11 protein-coding genes are annotated in these 18,954 nt (G+C 73.2%); 8 read left to right on the forward strand and 3 right to left on the reverse strand.

The genetic code is table 11. The annotated features are described in order from the left end of the window. The first annotated feature begins 5 nt into the window (after positions 1 to 5). From hutU to hutI, 4 genes are read left to right on the forward strand one after another with little or no spacing between them, the layout of a single operon-like run. Entirely contained in the window at positions 6 to 1,691 is a 1,686-nt protein-coding gene (gene hutU / locus AOM01_RS07520) for a urocanate hydratase (RefSeq protein WP_062291324.1), read from the forward strand. Beyond that, a complete protein-coding gene (locus AOM01_RS07525) occupies positions 1,691 to 2,950 on the forward strand; it encodes an allantoate amidohydrolase (protein WP_062291327.1) in 1,260 nt (419 codons plus the stop codon). The genes hutU and AOM01_RS07525 overlap by 1 nt, the downstream gene beginning before the upstream one ends. Then, positions 2,947 to 4,266: a formimidoylglutamate deiminase gene (locus AOM01_RS07530; protein ID WP_062291330.1), complete on the forward strand. Its 1,320-nt coding sequence runs from the start codon at positions 2,947 to 2,949 to the stop codon at positions 4,264 to 4,266. The genes AOM01_RS07525 and AOM01_RS07530 overlap by 4 nt, the downstream gene beginning before the upstream one ends. Beyond that, positions 4,256 to 5,440 carry an imidazolonepropionase gene (gene hutI, locus AOM01_RS07535; protein ID WP_062291334.1) on the forward strand — a complete coding sequence of 395 codons (1,185 nt, stop codon included), beginning with the start codon at positions 4,256 to 4,258 and terminating at the stop codon, positions 5,438 to 5,440. Before AOM01_RS07530 ends, hutI begins: the two co-directional genes overlap by 11 nt. 2 nt (positions 5,441 to 5,442) lie before the next feature. Here the strand turns inward: hutI and AOM01_RS07540 are convergent, their stop codons facing one another. Beyond that, a complete protein-coding gene (locus tag AOM01_RS07540) occupies positions 5,443 to 6,603 on the reverse strand; it encodes a cysteine desulfurase family protein (RefSeq protein ID WP_062291337.1) in 1,161 nt (386 codons plus the stop codon). An 84-nt stretch (positions 6,604 to 6,687) separates the two neighbouring features. Between AOM01_RS07540 and AOM01_RS07545 the strand changes: the two genes are divergently transcribed. After that, a complete protein-coding gene (locus AOM01_RS07545) occupies positions 6,688 to 7,068 on the forward strand; it encodes a hypothetical protein (protein ID WP_062291341.1) in 381 nt (126 codons plus the stop codon). A gap of 57 nt (positions 7,069 to 7,125) precedes the next feature. Here the strand turns inward: AOM01_RS07545 and AOM01_RS07550 are convergent, their stop codons facing one another. After that, a complete protein-coding gene (locus AOM01_RS07550; protein ID WP_169746534.1) occupies positions 7,126 to 11,442 on the reverse strand; it encodes an ExeM/NucH family extracellular endonuclease in 4,317 nt (1,438 codons plus the stop codon). Between the two features lie 166 nt (positions 11,443 to 11,608). Here AOM01_RS07550 and AOM01_RS07555 point away from each other — a divergent pair, with 166 nt between their 5' ends. From AOM01_RS07555 to glgX, 3 genes are read left to right on the forward strand one after another with little or no spacing between them, the layout of a single operon-like run. Continuing rightward, entirely contained in the window at positions 11,609 to 12,436 is an 828-nt protein-coding gene (locus tag AOM01_RS07555; RefSeq protein ID WP_062291347.1) for an oxidoreductase, read from the forward strand. 3 nt (positions 12,437 to 12,439) lie between these two features. Further along, positions 12,440 to 12,844: a hypothetical protein gene (locus tag AOM01_RS07560; protein ID WP_062291349.1), complete on the forward strand. Its 405-nt coding sequence runs from the start codon at positions 12,440 to 12,442 to the stop codon at positions 12,842 to 12,844. A gap of 59 nt (positions 12,845 to 12,903) precedes the next feature. Next, positions 12,904 to 15,066 carry a glycogen debranching protein GlgX gene (gene glgX / locus AOM01_RS07565; RefSeq protein ID WP_062291841.1) on the forward strand — a complete coding sequence of 721 codons (2,163 nt, stop codon included), beginning with the start codon at positions 12,904 to 12,906 and terminating at the stop codon, positions 15,064 to 15,066. A gap of 57 nt (positions 15,067 to 15,123) precedes the next feature. Here the strand turns inward: glgX and AOM01_RS07570 are convergent, their stop codons facing one another. Then, a complete protein-coding gene (locus AOM01_RS07570) occupies positions 15,124 to 18,729 on the reverse strand; it encodes a glycosyl hydrolase 53 family protein (protein WP_062291352.1) in 3,606 nt (1,201 codons plus the stop codon). Positions 18,730 to 18,954: the final 225 nt, after the last annotated feature.

An 18,954-nucleotide genomic window follows, 5' to 3' on the forward strand; every position in this document is an offset into this window, starting at 1 on the left:
CCCTGATGACCGAGACGCCCCTCCGCACCGTCCGCTCCCCCCGCGGCACCGCGCTCACCGCGAAGTCCTGGCAGACCGAGGCACCCATGCGGATGCTCATGAACAACCTCGACCCCGAGGTCGCCGAACGCCCCGAGGACCTGGTGGTGTACGGCGGCACCGGCCGCGCCGCGCGCAGCTGGGAGGCCTACGACGCGATCGTCGAGACCCTCAAGGACCTCGAGGCCGACGAGACTCTCCTGGTCCAGTCCGGCAAGCCGGTCGGCGTGTTCCGCACCCACGAGTGGGCGCCGCGCGTGCTCATCGCGAACTCCAACCTCGTGGGCGACTGGGCGACGTGGCCGGAGTTCCGCCGCCTCGAGGCGCTCGGCCTCACCATGTACGGCCAGATGACCGCGGGTTCGTGGATCTACATCGGCACCCAGGGCATCCTCCAGGGCACGTACGAGACCTTCGCCGCCGCCGCGCGCCAGCGCGCCGAGCGCGAGGGCCGCGACCCGCGCACCGCCTCGCTCCGCGGCACGCTCACCCTCACGGGCGGCGCCGGCGGCATGGGCGGCGCGCAGCCGCTCGCCGTCACGCTCAACGAGGGCGCGTGCCTCATCGTCGACGTCGACGCGAGCCGCCTCGAGCGACGCGTCGCGCACGGCTACCTCGACGTGGTCGCGTCCTCGCTGGACGATGCGGTGGCCCGCGCCGTCGCGGCACGCACCGAGGGCGTCGCGCTGTCCGTCGGCGTCGTCGGCAACGCCGCCGAGGTCTTCCCCGAGCTCCTGCGTCGCGGGGTCCCGATCGACCTGGTGACCGACCAGACCTCCGCGCACGACCCGCTGTCCTACCTGCCCGTCGGGTACACGGTCGAGGAGTGGCACGCGCGCGCCGAGGCCGACCCCGAGGGCTTCACCCGGGACGCCCGGGCCTCGATGGCCGCGCACGTGGAGGCCATGGTCGGCTTCATGGACGCCGGCGCCGACGTGTTCGACTACGGCAACTCGATCCGCGCCGAGGCGCAGCTGGGCGGCTACGACCGCGCCTTCGCCTTCCCCGGCTTCGTGCCCGCGTACATCCGCCCGCAGTTCGAGGAGGGCCGCGGCCCGTTCCGCTGGGCCGCGCTGTCGGGCGACCCCGAGGACATCGCGAAGACCGACCGCGCGCTCATGGAGCTCTTCCCGGAGCACGAGTCCCTCCACCGCTGGCTCACCGCCGCGGGCGAGAAGGTCCACTTCGAGGGCCTGCCCGCGCGCATCTGCTGGCTCGGCTACCAGGAGCGTCACCTTGCGGGCCTCAAGTTCAACGAGATGGTCGCGTCGGGCGAGCTGTCCGCGCCGATCGTCATCGGCCGCGATCACCTCGACTCGGGCTCCGTGGCGTCGCCGTACCGCGAGACCGAGGCCATGAAGGACGGCTCGGACGCGATCGCCGACTGGCCGCTGCTCAACGCGCTGCTCAACACCGCCTCGGGCGCGACCTGGGTGTCGCTGCACCACGGCGGCGGCGTGGGCATCGGCCGCTCGATCCACGCGGGCCAGGTGATCGTCGCGGACGGCACCGACCTGGCCGCGGAGAAGATCGCGCGCGTGCTGGTCAACGACCCCGGCACGGGCGTCATGCGCCACGTCGACGCCGGCTACGAGCACGCCAAGGATGTCGCGCGCGAGCGCGGCCTGCGCGTGCCGATGCTGGACGCCTGATGACGGCCACCACCACGGCGATCGACGCGGTCGCCGCGCTCGCGGAGCTCGCACCCATCGGTGCGGATGGGACGCGCGGCGGCTGGTCGCGCCACCTCCTGGACGAGGCGGACCGCGACATGCGGGCGTGGTTCGAGCGCACCGCATCGTCCCTGGGTCTCGCGGTCGAGACGGACGCCAACGCCAACCAGTGGGCCACCTGGGCACCCGACGGCGCGACCGGACCGGCGGTGGCCACCGGCAGCCACCTCGACTCGGTGCCCGGCGGCGGCCCGCTCGACGGCCCGCTCGGCGTGGTGTCGGCGTTCGCGGCCGTCGCGCGTCTCCAAGCCGACGGTCATGCGCCCGCCCGCCCGATCCGGGTCGCGAACTTCGCCGAGGAGGAGGGCGCCCGGTTCGGGGTCCCGTGCCTGGGCTCGCAGCTGCTCGCCGGCGAGCTCGGCTCCGACCGCGTCCGAGCGCTCACCGACGCGACGGGTGTTACCTGCGCGGCGGTGCTGGAGGCCGGAGGGATCGACCCGGCCGGCATCGGCCGGGACGCCGCGCGCCTCGCCGACATGGCTCTCTACCTGGAGCTTCACGTCGAACAGGGCCGCCAGCTCGCGCCGCTCGACGCCCCCGTGGGGATCGCGACGAGCATCCTCGCGCACGGCCGCTGGCGCGTCACCGTGACGGGCCGCGGCGACCACGCGGGCGCGACCGAGCTCGCGTCGCGGCACGACCCGATGATGGTCGCGGCCGCGACCGTCCGTGCCGCCCGCGGGCGCGCCCTCGCCGCCGCACCGCCCACCCGCTCGCGCGCGACCGTCGGCAAGCTCCAGGTGATCCCAGGAGGCTCCAACGCGATCGCGTCCGAGGTGCGGCTGTGGATCGACGCGCGCGCCGAGCACGACGCGGACGTGCGGGACCTGGTCGCGCGGATCGTCGCCGACGCCGAGGCCGCCGCGCGCGCCGAGGGCTGCTCGGTGACGGTCGCCGAGGAGTCCTTCTCCGCGCGCGTCGAGTTCGACCCCGCCCTCGCCGACCGCGTGGGCGACGCGCTCGCGCCCGGCTTCGGCGCGGTCCCGCGCATCCCCACGGGCGCGGGACACGACGCCGGCGTCCTGGCAGCACACCTGCCCACCGCGATGCTGTTCGTGCGCAACCCCGATGGCGTCTCCCACTCGCCGCACGAGGGCGCCTCGGAGGCCGACATCCGCGCGGGCGTCGACGCGCTCACCGCGGCGCTGCGCGCCCTGACCTCGGGGGATGCCCGGTGAGGGTCGCGGTCGGCTCGCTGGTCCTGTCGGAGGACGTCCGTCACGACGTCCTCGTGGAGATGGACGATGCGGGCGTCGTGACCGCCATCGAGGCGGCCGGGGCGGGCGTCGCCGCGGATCTGGCGGTCGACGTCGCCGCGCCCGCCTTCGCGAACACCCACAGCCACGCGTTCCACCGGCTGCTGCGCGGCCGCACCAACGGCGCGGGCGGCGACTTCTGGCGCTGGCGCGACGTCATGTACGGGGTCGCCGGGACGCTCGACCCCGACGGTCTGCGCGCCGCCGCGACCGCGGTGTACGCCGAGATGGTCGCCGCCGGATACTCCGCCGTGGGCGAGTTCCACTACCTCCACCACCGCCCCGACGGCACGCCGTACCCGGACCACGCCATGGAGCTCGCGCTCGCCGAGGCGGCGGACGCGGCGGGCATCCGGCTCACCCTGCTCGACACCGTGTACCTGCGCGGCGGCTTCGACGCCGAGCTCGAGGGCGCGCAGCGACGCTTCTCGGACGGCTCGCTCGAGCGCTGGCATGAGCGCTGGCATGCGCTGGACGATGCTCTGCGCGCCTCCCACCCGGACGTCACCCTGGGCGCCGCGCTCCATTCGGTGCGCGCGGTCGCGCCCGACCACCTTGCCTACGCGGTCGCGGGCCTGCCGCACGACGTCCCGCTCCACGTCCACCTGTCGGAGCAGACCCGCGAGAACCAGGACTGCCTGGCCGCGACGGGGCTCACCCCCACGGGTCTGCTGGACCGCGCGGGCGCGCTCGACGCCCGCACCACGGTGGTGCACGCGACGCACGTCACCGATGTCGACGTCGCGACGCTCGGCGCCGCGCGCGTGTCCGTGTCGATGTGCCCCTCCACGGAGGCGGACCTGGGCGACGGGCTGGGCCGCGCCGAGGCGCTGCGGGACGCAGGCGCGCGGCTCACGGTCGGCTCGGACCAGAACGTGGTGATCGACCCGTTCGACGAGCTGCGGCGTCTCGAGGGAGGCGCGCGCCTCGCGTCGCACCGGCGCGGGGTCCTCTCCCCCGCCGAGCTGTGGCGCGCCGGCACCGTCGACGGGCACGGGGCGCTCGCCCCGCGCGGCGCCCCGTGGCAGGAGCCCCGCCTCGGCCACCCGTGCGACCTCGTGATCCTCGACGCACGGTCCCCGCGCACCGTGGGCTCGGACCCGCGGGAGCTGGTGCTGACCGCGTCCCCGGCCGACGTCCTCGGGACGGTCGTACGGGGCCGTCACCGGGCATCGTCCACCCTGCGCGACCTCGCGGTCGCCGCGTACCCCCGAACGGAGCGCGCGCATGGCCGCTGAGGCGATCGTCAACATCGGCGTCCTGGCCACCATGGACGAAGGCGAGGGACTCATGGGCCTCCGCCGCGACGGCGCCGTGGTCATCGACGACGGGCGCATCGCGTGGGTCGGGGCGTCGTCGAACGCCCCGGCGGCGGACGCATCCTTCGACGCCGGCGGCGCCGCCGTCATCCCCGGGTTCGTCGACTCGCACACCCACGCGGTGTTCGCCGGCGACCGTGCGGCGGAGTTCGACGCCCGCATGTCGGGTGCGCGCTACACGGCGGGCGGCATCCGCTCGACCGTGGCCGCGACGCGCGGGGCCTCGACGGAGGAGCTGACCTCACGCACGCAGCACCTGCTCGACGAGGCCCTGCGCCAGGGCACCACCACCGCGGAGATCAAGAGCGGGTACGGCCTCGACGTGGCGACCGAGCGCCGCCTGCTCGAGGTGGCCGCTCGCTTCACCGAGGAGACCACCTTCCTGGGCGCGCACGTGGTCGCACCCGAGATGGCCGACCGTCGCGGCGAGTACGTCGACCTGGTCGCGGGACCGATGCTCCGGGCCGCCGCTCCCCTGGCGCGATGGATCGACGTGTTCTGCGAGGAGGGCGCGTTCGACGTCGACGAGACGCGGCGGATCCTGGCCGCCGGGCGCGCCGCGGGGCTCGGGCTGCGCCTGCACGCGAACCAGCTCACGATGTCCGGTGCGGCGGCGCTCGGCGTCGAGCTGGGCACCGCGAGCATCGATCACTGCACCTTCCTCTCGGACACGGATGTCGACGCGCTCGCCGCGTCCGACACCGTCGCCACCTTCGTGCCCGGCGCCGAGTTCTCCACGCGCCAGCCCTATCCCGGCGTCGAGCGGCTGCGGGACGCGGGAGCGACCTGGGCGATCGCGTCCGACTGCAACCCGGGCTCCTCCTACACGACGTCGATGCCGTTCTGCATCGCGCTCGCGGTGAGGGAGATGGGGATGACCCCGGGCGAGGCGATCCGGGCGGCGACGCTCGGCGGCGCGCGGGCGCTGCGCCGCGACGACGTGGGCCGCATCGCGGTGGGCGCGCGCGCCGACCTGGTGCTGCTCGACGCGCCCGACCCGGTGCACCTCGCCTACCGGCCCGGGGTCCCCCTGGTGTCGCGTGTGTGGCGCGACGGGCAGGCGGCGACCCGCTGGACCAAGCGGGTCGCCTGACGTCACAGGCCCGACGCGGCGCGCGCCCGGGCGACCGCGTCCGGGAGGGCGGCGAGCACGGTGGCCACGTCCGCCTCGGCGGTCGTGCGGCCCAGGCTGAGGCGCAGCGTGCACGCCGCGTCCTCGGGTGACCAGCCCATGGCCATCGCGACATGGCTCGACTGCACCACCCCCGCCGTGCACGCGGATCCCGAGCTGGCCGCGACGCCCGCGGCGTCGAGCAGGAACAGCACGGACTCCGCGCGCGCACCAGGGATGACGCAGTGGACGATGCCGGGGAGACGCCGCGCGGCATCGAGGGGTCCGGTGACGGTGGCCTCGGGGACGCGCGAGCGAAGGCCCTCCACCAGGTGCGTCCTCAGCCGCTCGACCCGGGCGCGCTCGGAGGCCCGCTCGGCCACCGCATCGTCCACCGCCGTGGCGAACGCCGCCGCACCGGGCGCGTCGAGCGTGCCCGACCGCACGGACCGCTGCTGCCCCCCGCCGTGCGCGAGCGGCTCGAGCGGGAGGCCCCGCCGCGCCACCAGCGCGCCCACGCCCACCGGGCCGCCCACCTTGTGCGCGGACACCGTCACCGCGTCGAGGCCCGAGCGGTGGAGGTGCACGTCGAGGTAGGGCAGCGCCTGGACCGCGTCGGCGTGGACCGGCACCCCGTGCGCGGCCGCGAGCGCGACCACGTCCGCGAGCGGTTGGACGGCGCCGACCTCGTTGTTCGCCCACATCACCGACACCGCGGAGGCCTCGTGGTCGAGAGCGGTGTCCAGGGCGTCGAGGTCGAGGACGCCGGCGGGGTCCACCCCGATCTCGATCAGCTCGGCGTCGCGGCGGTGCGCGAGCCAACGGGCGGGGTCGAGCACGGCGTGGTGCTCGACCGAGGACACGATGAGGCGCCGCCGCGCGGGATCCTGCGCGGCCCGGCCCCAGTGGAGGCCCTTCACCGCGAGGTTGTCCGCCTCCGTACCGCCGGAGGTGAGGATGACCTCGGGGGCGTCGGCGCCCACGGCCGCGGCGATGCGCTCGCGTGCGTCCTCGACGATGGCCCGCGCACGCCGTCCGGCCGCGTGCAGGGAGGACGGGTTGCCGAGCTGGCGGGAGGCCTCGATCCAGGCCTCGCGGGCGGTGTCGCGCAACGGCGTGGTCGCGGCGTGGTCGAGGTACGTCACCCGGCCCAGTCTAGGAACCGCGCGCGCGTTCTTCCCGGCGCGCCCGCCGGGCGCTACCGTGAGCGCAACGGCGAGGGGGCGGGCATGGATCAGAGCTACCACGATCACCTGGCGGCGCAGGCGCACCTCCAGCACGAGGCGATCGCCCGGATGCATCACCAGCAGGCGATGGACGATGCCGCGGCCGCCTCGGGCGTGGCCCAGCCCCTCGCGTTCCGGCGGCACCGCTCGGGCGACGCGCCGCTCGACGGACCGTCGCCCGGCGCCCGTCGCGCGGGCCTCGTGATCGCGATCGTCTTCGGGGTCGTGTTCCTGGCGATGTTCGCCGCTGTGGCGTCCGTCATCGTGCGGTCATGGACCGAGGTGTCCGGCTCCCAGCCATGGATGACGGAGGACGGCGCCTGGTTCGAGACCGAGGACGGCACCGTGTGGATCCCGGACGAGGACCTGCCGACCCTGCCGTGAGACGACGAGGGCCGGGCCCCGGGGTGGTGAACCCCGAGACCCGGCCCGTCGATACGGCTACTGTGCGAGCCGCGACTGCGAGTACACCCAGGCGTTGAGGTAGCCGGGCTTGCTGGCGATGACCCTCACCTTGATGCGGTGACCACGGTCGGCCTTGCGCAGCGTGTACTTCTGGCCGGTCGCGTTCTTGATCGGCTCACCGTCCCGCAGCCACTGGTAGGTGACGTCGGCGGGCTTGGGCGACCAGCCGGCCGCCTCGACGCCGATCCGGTTGCCCACCTTGACGGTGCCCGTGAGACTCGGACGATCCGGCTTGGCCCACACCCGCGGCACCGCGAAGGCGTCCGACCTCACCGTGCGGTCGGCGTAGCCGTCGAGCGACGCCGTGACCTGGACGCGGAGGTTCTTGCCCCGGTCCTTGCCCTTGACCGTATAGGTGGCGTCGGTCGCGCCCTTGATGGGCGTCCCGTTGCGCAGCCACTGGTAGGTGAAGGACTCCGGCTCGGGCGCCCACGCGCCGGTGCGCGCCTGGAGGACCTGGCCCGCGCGGGCCTTACCGGCGATGGTCGGCTTCGGCGCGGCGGTGAACTCCGCCGGGCCGTCGGTCACGTCGATCGCGATCGCGAAGGACGTGCCGGTGACGTCGCCCGCGACCTCGAGGAGCTGGCGCCCCTCGAGCCCGGCGGGGATGGTGACGGTGACGGACGCGGTGCCGTGCTCGTCGAGCGCGTCGGTGGGGAGCGTGTTGGTCACCGGGAAGGTGCCGAGCTCCTCGCCGTCCAGGCTCACCACGACGTTGTCGTCGGTGAGGTCCGTCGCCGCCGTGAACATGAGCGAGGTGAGATCGAAGGAGAGCTCCTCGCCCGCCGCGGCCTCGAGCGTGCCGGCCCGGAGGCCGATCGCGCGCTGGTCGTACGCGGTGCCGAGCGACCCGAGCGCGTCGAGGTAGTCGACCATCGCGTTGAGGTCGATGCGCCCGGAGTCCGCCTTGTCGGCGCCCTCCGCGAAGGTGGCGAAGTTGTCGCCGCCGCCGCCGAGGAACGAGTTGACCGTGACGGTGAACGAGTCCGTCGGCGCGATCTGCTCGCCGTCGAGCCACATCTGGAGGATGCGCTCACCCGCGGGCGCCGTCGCGTCGTAGGTGTACTCGAAGCCGTCCGAGACACCCAGGCGGAGGAACGGACGCGACGAGCCCGCGGGCTGCCACTGCTCCTCGAGCACCGCGGCGATCTGCTCGCCGGTCAACGTCATGGTCACCAGCGTGTTGGCGAAGGGCTGGACGCTCGCCGCCTGCTTGAACGTGATCGGTCCGGTGCCGCCCGCGTCGCCACCGATCATGTCGGCGCGGAGGCCGCCGGGGTTCATGAACGCGATCTGCGCGCCCAGCCCCTCGGTGGCCCAGCGCTGCACCTCGGCCACGGCGTTGCCGAGCGTCGACTCGGCACCGCGGGTGCCGCCGTAGGAGCCGCCCGCGTTCCGCGCACGGTAGAGAGGTGCGGACATGTCGCCGAGGACCTCGGCGCCCAGGACGTCGGCATCCGCCTGCGCCTTGGCGACGATCTCCTGGACGTCGGCGTCGGCCTCGAACGCACCCACGAGCGCGCACGACGTGGTGCAGGTCGGGTCCGCCTTCCTGGTCAGGCTGACCGTGTCGGAGTCGATCCGCAGCAGCTCGTGGGTCGAGTCGTCGAACACGAACACCAGCTGGTCGAGGTTCATGCCGTACTGGCCTGCGGAGACCACGGGACGCTCGGTGACCGCGCGGCCCTCCTCGGCCCACTGCGCCACCGGGACCCGGTGGTTGTAGGACAGGTGCGTGTGGCCGGAGATGACGGCGTCGATGCGAGGCGAGAGCTCGGAGAGCATCGTGCCGAAGTTGTTCGACGTGTCGACGGCGTCCTCGTAGCGGGTGGTGGGCGCGCCCTCGTGCACCAGCAGGAGGGTGCTGTCGACGCCCTCCTCCGCGAGCGCCTCCGCGGCGCGGTTGGCGGCGAGCGCCTCGTCCTCGAACTCGAGGCCCGCGATTCCGGTGGGCGACACGAGCGAGGGGGTCTCCTCGGTGACGACGCCGATGAAGCCGAGCCTCACGTCGTCGTCCGGGGTGTCGGTGCCGTTGTCGAACGTGGCGATCCACGTCTCGGGCAGGGCGGCCGATCCGTCCTCCGCGTTCCGCACGTTGGCGCCCAGGTACTCCCAGGTGGCGCCGCCGAACGGGTTGTCCGTGGCGTCGTAGGGGGCCAGGATGCGGTCGGTCAGGTCGGCGAAGCCCTGGTCGAACTCGTGGTTGCCCACGGCCGACACGTCGAGGCCCATCGCGTTGAGCGCGTCGATCGTCGGCTTGTCCTGCGAGATGAAGCTCTCGAAGGTCGAGGCGCCCACCAGGTCGCCCGCGGCCGTGAACACCGAGTTGGCGAAGCCGGACTCGAGCTCGGCGACAGCGCCGGCCATCACCGCGGCGCCGGCCTCGCCGTTCGCGAGGGTCGGCAGGATGCGGCCGTGGAAGTCGTTGGTGCCGAGCACCTGGACGCGGGTGGCGCCGAGCTCGAGACCGATGAGCACGGGGTCGTGGTCGGACGTGCGGTACATGTCGGCCGCGTAGAGGTCCTCGAGCTGCGCCGCGGACTTGTACTCGGTGTTGTAGTCGAGCACGGTCGGCTCGTCCGCATTGATGTGCAGGTGCGCGGCGTCCGTCACCTGCGCCGCCATCGACGGCGAGGCGAAGGCGTAGTCGAGCGAGCCCCACTGGCCGTCGTACACGTACGAGTAGTCGTCCGCGAGCTCGGCGTAGCCGGCCTCACGGAGCACCCGGATCGGGTCCTCCTGGCCGTACGAGTTGAGGTCGCCCACGAGGATGTAGTCGTCGTCGCCGACGCCGGTCGGGTCCGTGTCGAGCCAGTTCACGACGGCCTCCGCCGCCGCGGTGCGCGCGCCGTTCCAGCAGCTGGCGCCGTCGCCCTGGTCGGCGTTCTCGCCGGTCGCGGGGCAGGATCCCTTGGACTTCCAGTGGTTCGCGACCACGGTGAAGGCCTCACCCTCGCCGTCCTCGAACGTCTGGGCGACCGAGGGGCGGTTGTTGGCGTCGTCGAAGGTCGGGTCCACCGAGTCGTCGAGGACCGCGAGGTCGCCGGCCTCGGATACCGCGGCGGAGTCGTAGAGGAATCCGACGCGGATGGTGTCCGTGCCCACGACGCCGGTGTCGACGTAGGACCACGACGCGGCGCCTGTGGCCTCGTTCATCGCATCCGCGAGCGCCGCGAGGGGCTCCACGCCCGGGGTGTTCTCGAGCTCGGCCATGCCGATGACGTCCGCGTCGAGCGCGACGAGCGCCTCGACCAGCTTGTCGGTCTGACGCTCCAGCTCCTCGGCGGAGTCCGCGCCGCGGCACTCCTGCTTCGCGCCGTCCGGACCGCAGATCGCGCCCGAGCCGGTGGTGAGGAAGTAGTTGAGCACGTTGAACGCCGCGACCTTGACGTCGCCGCCCACCTCGGGCGCCTCGGTCGGGCGCGGGTTCGCGGAGTGGAAGTCGGGGGTCGCCGCGGCGGCGTCGACCGGACGGATCCGCCACGCGTTCGGCGACGCGGACGCGCCGCCCCACGTGTAGGTGAGCACGCCGGTCAGCCCGGTGACGGTGTCGCCGCCGCGGAGCGGGTTCTCCGCGGTCAGCGGCTCGCCGCCGCGGCCCATGGGGTCGAGGTTCTGCGCGTTGGTGACGTCGTCGACCTTGATGCGGTCGAGGTCGTTGGCGGCCTGCAGCGCGACGGCCTCGTCGCCGGGCTCGACCACCGCGGTCGGCTGGTCGAGCCTGCCGTCGCCGGCGACGGTCACCTCGTTGAAGCGGCCGAGCAGGTAGGTCTCGGTGACCGTGAGCTCCTGGGGAAGCTCCACGAGCATGCCCTCGTAGCGCTCGGCGAACGCGGCATCGGCGAACGGCAGCTCCACCTCTGTCGGCGTCACGCTCGCGCCGGACTCGAGGACCTCGACCGTGGCCGAGCCGAGCTGGGTCTGGCCCTGGTACTCGGCGACGACGCCGGTGACCGTGACCACGTCGCCCACCGCGACGGAGTCGTTCGAGCCGTTGAACACGAAGACCGCCTCGGAGGTGGTCGGGTCGGCGTCCCGATCGTCGTCGCGGGACTGGACGTAGAAGCCGCGAAGCGTCGGGCTCGCGCCCTCGTAGTCGCCGACGACGACGCCCTCGACGGTCACGGTCCGGCCCACCAGCGGGCTGGTGTCGGTGGTGCCCTGCACGGCCGAGATCGGCGTGACAGGGTCGGCGGCCGAGGCCGGCAACGCCGCGAGGACGGAGACGCCGAGGGCGCCGAGGATGGACGCTGCGCTCGCTCGGCGCAGGGCTGGGGATGGTGTGAGAGTCACGCGTTCGACGCTATTGAGGCCCTGGAAACAGTTCGCGTCGGCGTGGTGAACCTCACGTGGCCCGGTGATGAACACTTGGCAACCAGTAGACTCGCGCGCCAGCGCGACCCGGGAGCCGCGCGCGCTAGCGTGGCGGGAGACCCCTCCATCCAGCGAAGGAGCGCCCATGTCCGTCTGGTTCGTCACCGGCTGCTCGACCGGGATCGGCCGCGCCACCGCGGAGAGGGCCGCCGCGGCCGGCCACCGCGTGGTCGCCACCGCGCGCCGCCCCGAGACCCTCGACGACCTCGTCGCCGCGTTCCCCGACACGGTCCTCGCCCTCCCGCTCGAGGTGAGGGACGATGCGGCGGTCGCCGCCGCCGTCGAGGCCGCCCTGGCGCGGTTCGGGCAGGTCGACGTGCTGGTCAACAACGCCGGCATCGGCTACTTCTCGACGATCGAGGAGTCCGACCCGGTCGACGCCCAGGAGGTGATGGACGCCAACTTCTGGGGCGCGGCGAAGGTCACCACCGCGCTCCTGCCGCACCTGCGCGAGCGGCGCGCGGGTCACGTCTTCACGGTGTCCTCGATCGCCGGCGTGCGCGGCTCGGCGGGGCTCGGCTACTACTGCGCGTCGAAGTTCGCGGTGTCGGGGTTCATGGAGGCTCTCGCGGCGGAGGTCGCCCACCTGGGCATCCGGGTGACGCTGCTCGAACCGGGCCCCATCCGCACGCTGTGGATCCCGAGCGGCGCGAAGAACGAGGAGATCCTTCCCGATTACGCGCCGGTGATGGAGCCCTTCTGGGACCGCATCCACTCGCTCCCCGGCAACCAGCCCGGCTCGCCCTCGGCCGCCGCGGAGGCGATGCTGCGCCTGGCCGAGGATCCCGAGCCGCCGCTGCACCTCATCTGCGGCGCGCACGCGGTCACCCAGACCCGGGCCAAGCTCGCTCGACTCGGCGCCGAGGTGGATCGGTGGGAGGATCTCTCCCTCACCATCGACAAGGAGGACTGAGCCATGGCAGGCATCCCCGGGGGCGAGACGCTCCACGCTCTCGTGTTCGCGGTGCTCGAGCACGGCATCCGCGCGGCCTCGAGCGCCGACGGGCTCCCGCCGTCGCTCGTCGAGGAGACCGGCACCGGCGAACGCACCATCAAGACGTTCACCGGCGCGACGGTCGACGCGGGCGTGCGCGCCGCGCGCGGCGCGGCCGGGAAGTCGACGGCGGAGCGCATCGCGATGCTGTGGGACGGGCGCATCACCGGCAAGGACGGCGACGAGCACGCGATCATGGTGATCGCGCAGGAGCGGGGGCAGTCCCGGTCGTTCGTGTTCGCGCAGCGCTACGGCCGCGACGGCGGCACGGTGGTGCCCGAGGGCCGGCCCGGCTACGTCGCCGACCGCGCCTCGATGCTGGGCTGATGGGCCCGCCGCGGGAAGAAAATCCTGGTCTTCTCGCGTTGACGGCTCACAATATGGACATGAGCGCCCCTTCCGTCGAGCCGTCGCCCAACCCGCACCGCCTCGGCGTGCACCTGGTGAAGGGCGGCGCGACCGTGGCCGTGTACGCGGCCCACGCCACCGCGATGCACCTGTGCCTGTTCTCGCCCGACGACCGCGCGGAGACGCGCATCCAGCTGCACGGGCCGCAGAACGGCATCTGGCACGCGTTCGTGCCGGGCATCGAGGTGGGCCAGCGGTACGGCTTCCGTGCCTCCGGGCCGTGGCTTCCCAAGCAGGGGCACCGGTACAACCCCGCGAAGCTCCTGCTCGACCCGTACGGCCGCGGCATCGAGGGCCGCCTCACCCCCATGACCGAGCCGGGCGCGCGGGCGCTGCTGAGCTCGCGGGACGCGACCGACTCCGCCCCGCTGATGCCGCGCTCGGTGGTGACCCAGAAGCCGTCGGGTCCGTGGCAGACGCCGCACCCGCGCGTGCCGTGGACGGACACGGTGATCTACGAGACCCACGTCAAGGGGTTCACCAAGACGATGCCGGGCGTGCCCGAGGAGCTCCGAGGGACGTACGCGGGCCTCGCGCATCCCGCGGCCATCGACTACCTCACCGGGCTGGGCGTCACCGCGGTCGAGCTGCTTCCCGTGCACGCGTTCGCGCCGGAGCCGCACCTCGAGCATGGCGGCCTCGACTCGTACTGGGGCTACTCGACGCTCGGCTTCTTCGCCCCCCACGCGCCGTACGCCACCGCGCAGGCCAGGGCCGCGGGTGCGCAGGCGGTCCAGGACGAGTTCTGCGGCATGGTCGACCTGCTGCACCAGGGCGGGCTCGAGGTGATCCTCGACGTGGTCTACAACCACACGTGCGAGGGCTCGAGCGCGGACCGCGTGCTGTCGTGGAAGGGCCTCGACAACCGGGTCTACTACCGCAGCCAGGCGCACGCTCCGCAGCACTACGACGACACCACGGGCACGGGCAACACGCTCGACTTCGCCCACCCGCTCGTGTCGAAGATGGCGCTCGACTCGCTGCGGTACTGGGCGACGGAGATGCACGTCGACGGGTTCCGCTTCGACCTCGCCGCGACGCTGGGCCGCACCATGCAGGGCTTCTCGAGCGACCACCCGTTCCTGGTGGGCCTCATCACGGATCCGGTGCTCGGCGGGCTCAAGCTCATCGCGGAGCCGTGGGACATCGGGCTGGGCGGCTGGCAGGTGGGCAACTTCCCGCAGCCGATGAGCGAGTGGAACGACCGCTTCCGCGACTACACGCGCGCGTTCTGGCTGCAGTGGGGGGCCGCGCAGGCGGGCCAGCGCCACCATCCGACCGCTCCCGAGCTCGCGACCCGCATCGCGGGCTCGTCGGACCTCTTCGGCCACTCGGAGCCCTACGGCATGCGCGGACCCATCGCGTCCGTGAACTTCATCACCGCGCACGACGGCTTCACCGCCGCGGACCTCACGGCCTACAACCACAAGCACAACGAGGCCAACGGCGAGGACAACCGCGACGGCACCGACAACAACCGATCGTTCAACCACGGCGTCGAGGGCGACACGGACGACGCCGAGATCCTGCACGCGCGACGCCGCTCGGTGCGCAACATGCTGGGCACGCTGCTGATCTCCGCGGGCACGCCGATGATCCTCGGCGGCGACGAGTTCGGGCGCAGCCAGGGCGGCAACAACAACGCCTACTGCCAGGACAACGAGATCTCCTGGTTCGACTGGGAGCACGAGGACTGGCAGGTGGACCTGCGCGAGTCGATCGCCGAGCTCCTGCGCCTGCGCCGCGAGAACCGGGTGCTGCGCCCCGGACGCTTCTACGACGGCGTCGACGAGGACCCCACCGACCGCCTCCACCGCGCCGACTCGGCGTGGTTCCGCCACGACGGCGAGCACGAGGACGAGGACTGGTGGGAGGACCCGGAGACCCGCGTGGTGCAGTTCATGCGGTCGCTCTCCCGCACCTCGGAGGCGGACGCGCTCGTGGTGGTCAACGGCCACCACCACGCGGTCGACGTGCGGATCCCCGAGGACCAGGGGGCGCCGTGGCGACTCGCGTGGGACAGCGCATGGGACTCGCTCGCGGAGCGCACCGCGGCGGTGGTCGCGCCGGGCGACACCCAGACCATGGAGGCCCTCTCGCTGCGCCTCTACCTCACCGAGACCACCGAGACCGGCGCCTGACGTCGGCGGCTCCGGTGCGGGGGAAGGACGGGACCGCCCTCCCCCCGCACCGTCCGGCTAGCTCGGGTGGCGCACGTACCTCGGGTACGAGCTCACCCGGTCGGTGAGGTAGCCCTCCTTGGACACGGTCACCGTGACGCGGATCCGCGACCCGCGGTCGGCCTTGCGCACCGTGTACGAGGCATCGGTGGCGCCGCTGATCGGCGCGCCGTTGCGGAGCCACTGGTAGGCGTACGTGTCCGGCGCGGGCGTCCAGCGCGTGACCGGGACGGACAGCCGCGACCCGACCGCCGTCGTGCCCACGATCGTGGGCCGGGCGGGCCGGCCCATCACCCTGGGCACCGCGACCGGCTCGGAGACCACCGTGGTGTCGACGCGACCCGCCTTGGCCGCGGTGACGGCGACGGTGATGTCCTTGCCTCGGTCGCTCCCCCGGACCAGGTACGTCGCACCCGTCTGCCCCACGACGGGCGTGCCGTCGCGCAGCCACTGGTAGGTGACCGCGGTCGGGGTCGGCTCCCACGTGCCCAGGCGGGCGCGCAGCACGGCTCCGGCCTTCGCGTGGCCCGTGATCGTCGGCGTCGGGGCCGCGTCGAACGCGACCGGCTCGAGCTCGAGGGCCGCGATCGCGTCCTCGAGCAGGTCCGTCGCCGCGTCCACCGTCGACTGGCGCGGGTGCTCCGCGCCTTGCACCACGGTCGCCGCCTCGACCGCGAGGTCGAGCGCCGCGAGGGACGATGCGGTGTACCGCGAGCGTTCGAGCGCGGCGGCTCGGTCGACGGCCGCGGTGAGCGCCGCGAGGTCCGCCACGGGCAGGTCGACACGCTCGAGCGTCACGTCGTCGAGGTAGCCCCACGCGTCGTGCTGCGTGGTGCCCTCGAACGCGACGGTGAGCGCGCCGTCCTCGCCGACGGTCACCTCGGTGCTCGCCGGCACCCACTCGTTCCATGCGCCGAACGTGAAGCCGACCGCCGCATCGTCCACCGTGGACGTCGCCGTGAGGGACAGCGCGGCGGAGCCGCCGCCGCGGATGCTGCCCGCGAGACGGTAGGTGCCCGCCTCGAGGCCGGTGAGCTCCTGCGTCGCGCTCACGTCGAACGGCGCGCCCGTGCCGTTCCACAGGTTGAGCGCGTATCTGCCGTGCTGCGGGCCGTCGCCGTTGACCCAGAACGTGCCGGACGAGTGTCCGGGCCACGGGCTGGCGACGATGCTCCAGGGGGAGACGTCGTCCGCGCCCTTCTCGAAGCCGCCGTTGCGCAGCAGCACACGCGCCGTGACGGTCACCGTGGCTGTCGCGGTGCGACCGCTCTCGGTGAGGCCGGTCACCGTGTAGGTGCCGGGCCCATCGATCCACGCGAGCGAGCCGTTCCACTCGACGGGCTCCGTGGTGGTGGTCTCGTCGTAGGCCTCGATCGTGACGGTGGCGGGGAGCGCGATCTCCGCGCCCTCGGCCACCGTGAGCGTGACGGGGCGCACGGTCGGCTCGGGGATGCTGCCGTCGCCGGGCTCGAGCCCGTCGATCGCGGCGCGCACCGCGGCCGTCGCGGCGTCGACCGACGCCTGGCTGGGCTGCTTCGAGCCGAGCACGAACTCCGCGCGTCGCAGCGACTTGTCGACCTGGAACATCGACACCGCCGACCACTCGCCGCGATCGAGGCCGGCGGCCTCGTCCACGACGTCCTCGAGCGCGGCGAGGTCCGCCTCCTCGATCGGGGTCTCGGCGACCAGGGCGAAGCCGTCGAGCGTGCCCCACGCGCCGTCGGTCACGGTGAGGGTGGCGGACACGGTCACGGGGTCGCCCGCGTTGACGTGGATGACGTCGGTGACGGGATGCTGCCATGCGAGGTAGCCGGCGAGCGAGAACTCCTTGTTCACCGTGGTGATGCCCGAGGAGGCGGTGATGTAGGTGCTCTCCCCCGCGACCTTCGCGCGGCCCTGGGCGTAGACCGACAGGCGGTAGTCGCCGGCGGGGACGCCGGTGATCTCCTGGATCACGGTGCGGGTGGCGCCGGTCGCGGTGTAGAAGTGGGCCGACCTGGTGCCGTCGTACGGGTCGTCGGTGCGGGAGAGGTTCGCGGTGCCTGTCCACGGCGCGACGCCGCTCTCGAAGCCGGGGTTGACCACGTAGTTGGTCGAATCGACGGTGGGGTCGAGGACCGTGAGCGAGGCCGTGACGGCGTCGCCGCCGGCGGTCACGCCGCTGATGGCGTACTGGCCGGCACCGGTCGCCCACGACTGGTCGAAGGTCCACGTGACCGCGACCTCCTCCGACGTGCCGTCCGTGTACCCGACGGTCACCGTCGCGGGGAGCTCGATCGGGTCGCCGTCGTCCACCGTGAGCGAGGGGGCGGTGATCTGGTCGACCTCGCGCGGCGCGACGGTGCCGGTGCGGACGTAGTCCCACACGCGCAGCGACTCGAGCGGGTTGCCCTCGAAGTCGAACATCGCCTGGTTGTCCCAGCCGGAGCCACCGTGGTTCGCGGCGGCGTCGGCGGAGTACTCACCCGCGTAGGAGGTGGCCCAGCCGGAGCCGTGCTCCTCCCACAGCAGCGCGTTCTGCTCGGCCTCGTCGGCGGGGCCCACCGGCAGCCACGCGGGCTCCCAGTAGAAGACGCCCAGGCCGGCCTCGCCCACCTCGGCGACGGCCGCGATGACGTCGCGGACCGCGAGCGCCTGGCCCTGCACCGTCGACGAGTACTGGTCGTACGCGGTGCGGATGTTGTTGGCGTAGCCGTCGCCGTCCTCGAGCGTGCGCGCCCAGGAGGTCTCCGCGACGATGACGTCCTTGCCGTAGGTCTCCGCCACGGCGCTCAGCTGCGTGGTGAGGTTCGCGGGCGTGCCGTGCCAGTACGCGTAGTACGAGCTGGCGAACACGTCGTAGTCGATCTCGTCACCGGTGCCGGTGGTGCCGTCGGGTCCCTCCGCGAGCTGCTCGGCATAGCCGAGGTAGTTGCCCCGCTCGGGGTTGGTGAAGTGGATCGCGACCTTCGCGTCGGGGACGGTGTCGCGCACCGCCTGCGAACCGGCGCGGAACAGCGCGGCGGAGGCGGGCCAGCTCTCTCCCGACAGCTGCAGGTTGGTGGTCTCGTTGCCGATCTGCACCATGCCGACATCGACGCCGGCGTCCTCCATGGTCTGCAGCGCGTCCGCGGTGAAGTCGTAGAGCGCCTCGGCCTTGTCCGCGGCCGAGAGCCCCGCCCAGGCCTTGGGCACGGGCTGCTGGCCGGGGTGGGCCCAGAAGTCCGCGTAGTGGAAGTCGACGAACACCTTCATGCCGGCCGCGGTCGCCCGCTGACCGATCTCGGTGGCGCGCGCGACGTCGACCGTTCCGCCTCCGTAGCCGCGGCCCTCGGAGTCGTACGGGTCGTTCCACACGCGGATGCGCGCGTAGTTGACGCCGGCCTCGGCCATGACCTCGAACAGGTCGGCCTCCTGGCCGTCGAAGTCCTTGAACGTCACGCCGCTCTCCTCGAGCGACAGCACCGACGAGGCGTCGACGCCGTTCATGAAGTCGTCCGCGAGGTTCGCGACCTGCGGCACGGTGATCCCTGCCGGGATCGGCTCGTCCGCTGCCGCGGCGACGCCCGGCGTCGCGACGACCCCGCACACCGCCATCGCGGTCGCCGCGGTGGCGGCGCTGGTGGACCTGAGAGTGAGTCTCATCGTTCCTTCCCTGTGATCGACATTGATCCGATGCCCGTCGCGCGGCCGCGCCGCGGACTGTGAGCGGTCCCAAGTTATCGTCAACATGGACGGCGCGCGCGGCGGATCGCCAGATTGTGACCGTACTGTGACCGGTCCCACATGCGGGGGACGATGCACGGGTCGGGCGACCGCCGCATCGTCCCCCGGCGCGGCACTGCCCGTGCCGACCCGGGCGAACCGGGG

Origin of the sequence: Demequina phytophila (assembly GCF_000971135.1) — a bacterium.
Taxonomy (GTDB): Bacteria; Actinomycetota; Actinomycetes; order Actinomycetales; family Demequinaceae; genus Demequina; species Demequina phytophila.

What these genes read in the sequence shown, in the direction of transcription:
- glgX (WP_062291841.1), top strand. Translation starts at nt 12,904, where the DNA reads ATGAGCGCCCCTTCCGTCGAGCCGTCGCCCAACCCGCACCGCCTCGGC.
- AOM01_RS07555 (WP_062291347.1), top strand. Translation starts at nt 11,609, where the DNA reads ATGTCCGTCTGGTTCGTCACCGGCTGCTCGACCGGGATCGGCCGCGCC.
- hutI (WP_062291334.1), top strand. Translation starts at nt 4,256, where the DNA reads ATGGCCGCTGAGGCGATCGTCAACATCGGCGTCCTGGCCACCATGGAC.
- hutU (WP_062291324.1), top strand. Translation starts at nt 6, where the DNA reads ATGACCGAGACGCCCCTCCGCACCGTCCGCTCCCCCCGCGGCACCGCG.
- AOM01_RS07560 (WP_062291349.1), top strand. Translation starts at nt 12,440, where the DNA reads ATGGCAGGCATCCCCGGGGGCGAGACGCTCCACGCTCTCGTGTTCGCG.
- AOM01_RS07570 (WP_062291352.1), bottom strand. Translation starts at nt 18,729, where the DNA reads ATGAGACTCACTCTCAGGTCCACCAGCGCCGCCACCGCGGCGACCGCG.
- AOM01_RS07545 (WP_062291341.1), top strand. Translation starts at nt 6,688, where the DNA reads ATGGATCAGAGCTACCACGATCACCTGGCGGCGCAGGCGCACCTCCAG.
- AOM01_RS07525 (WP_062291327.1), top strand. Translation starts at nt 1,691, where the DNA reads ATGACGGCCACCACCACGGCGATCGACGCGGTCGCCGCGCTCGCGGAG.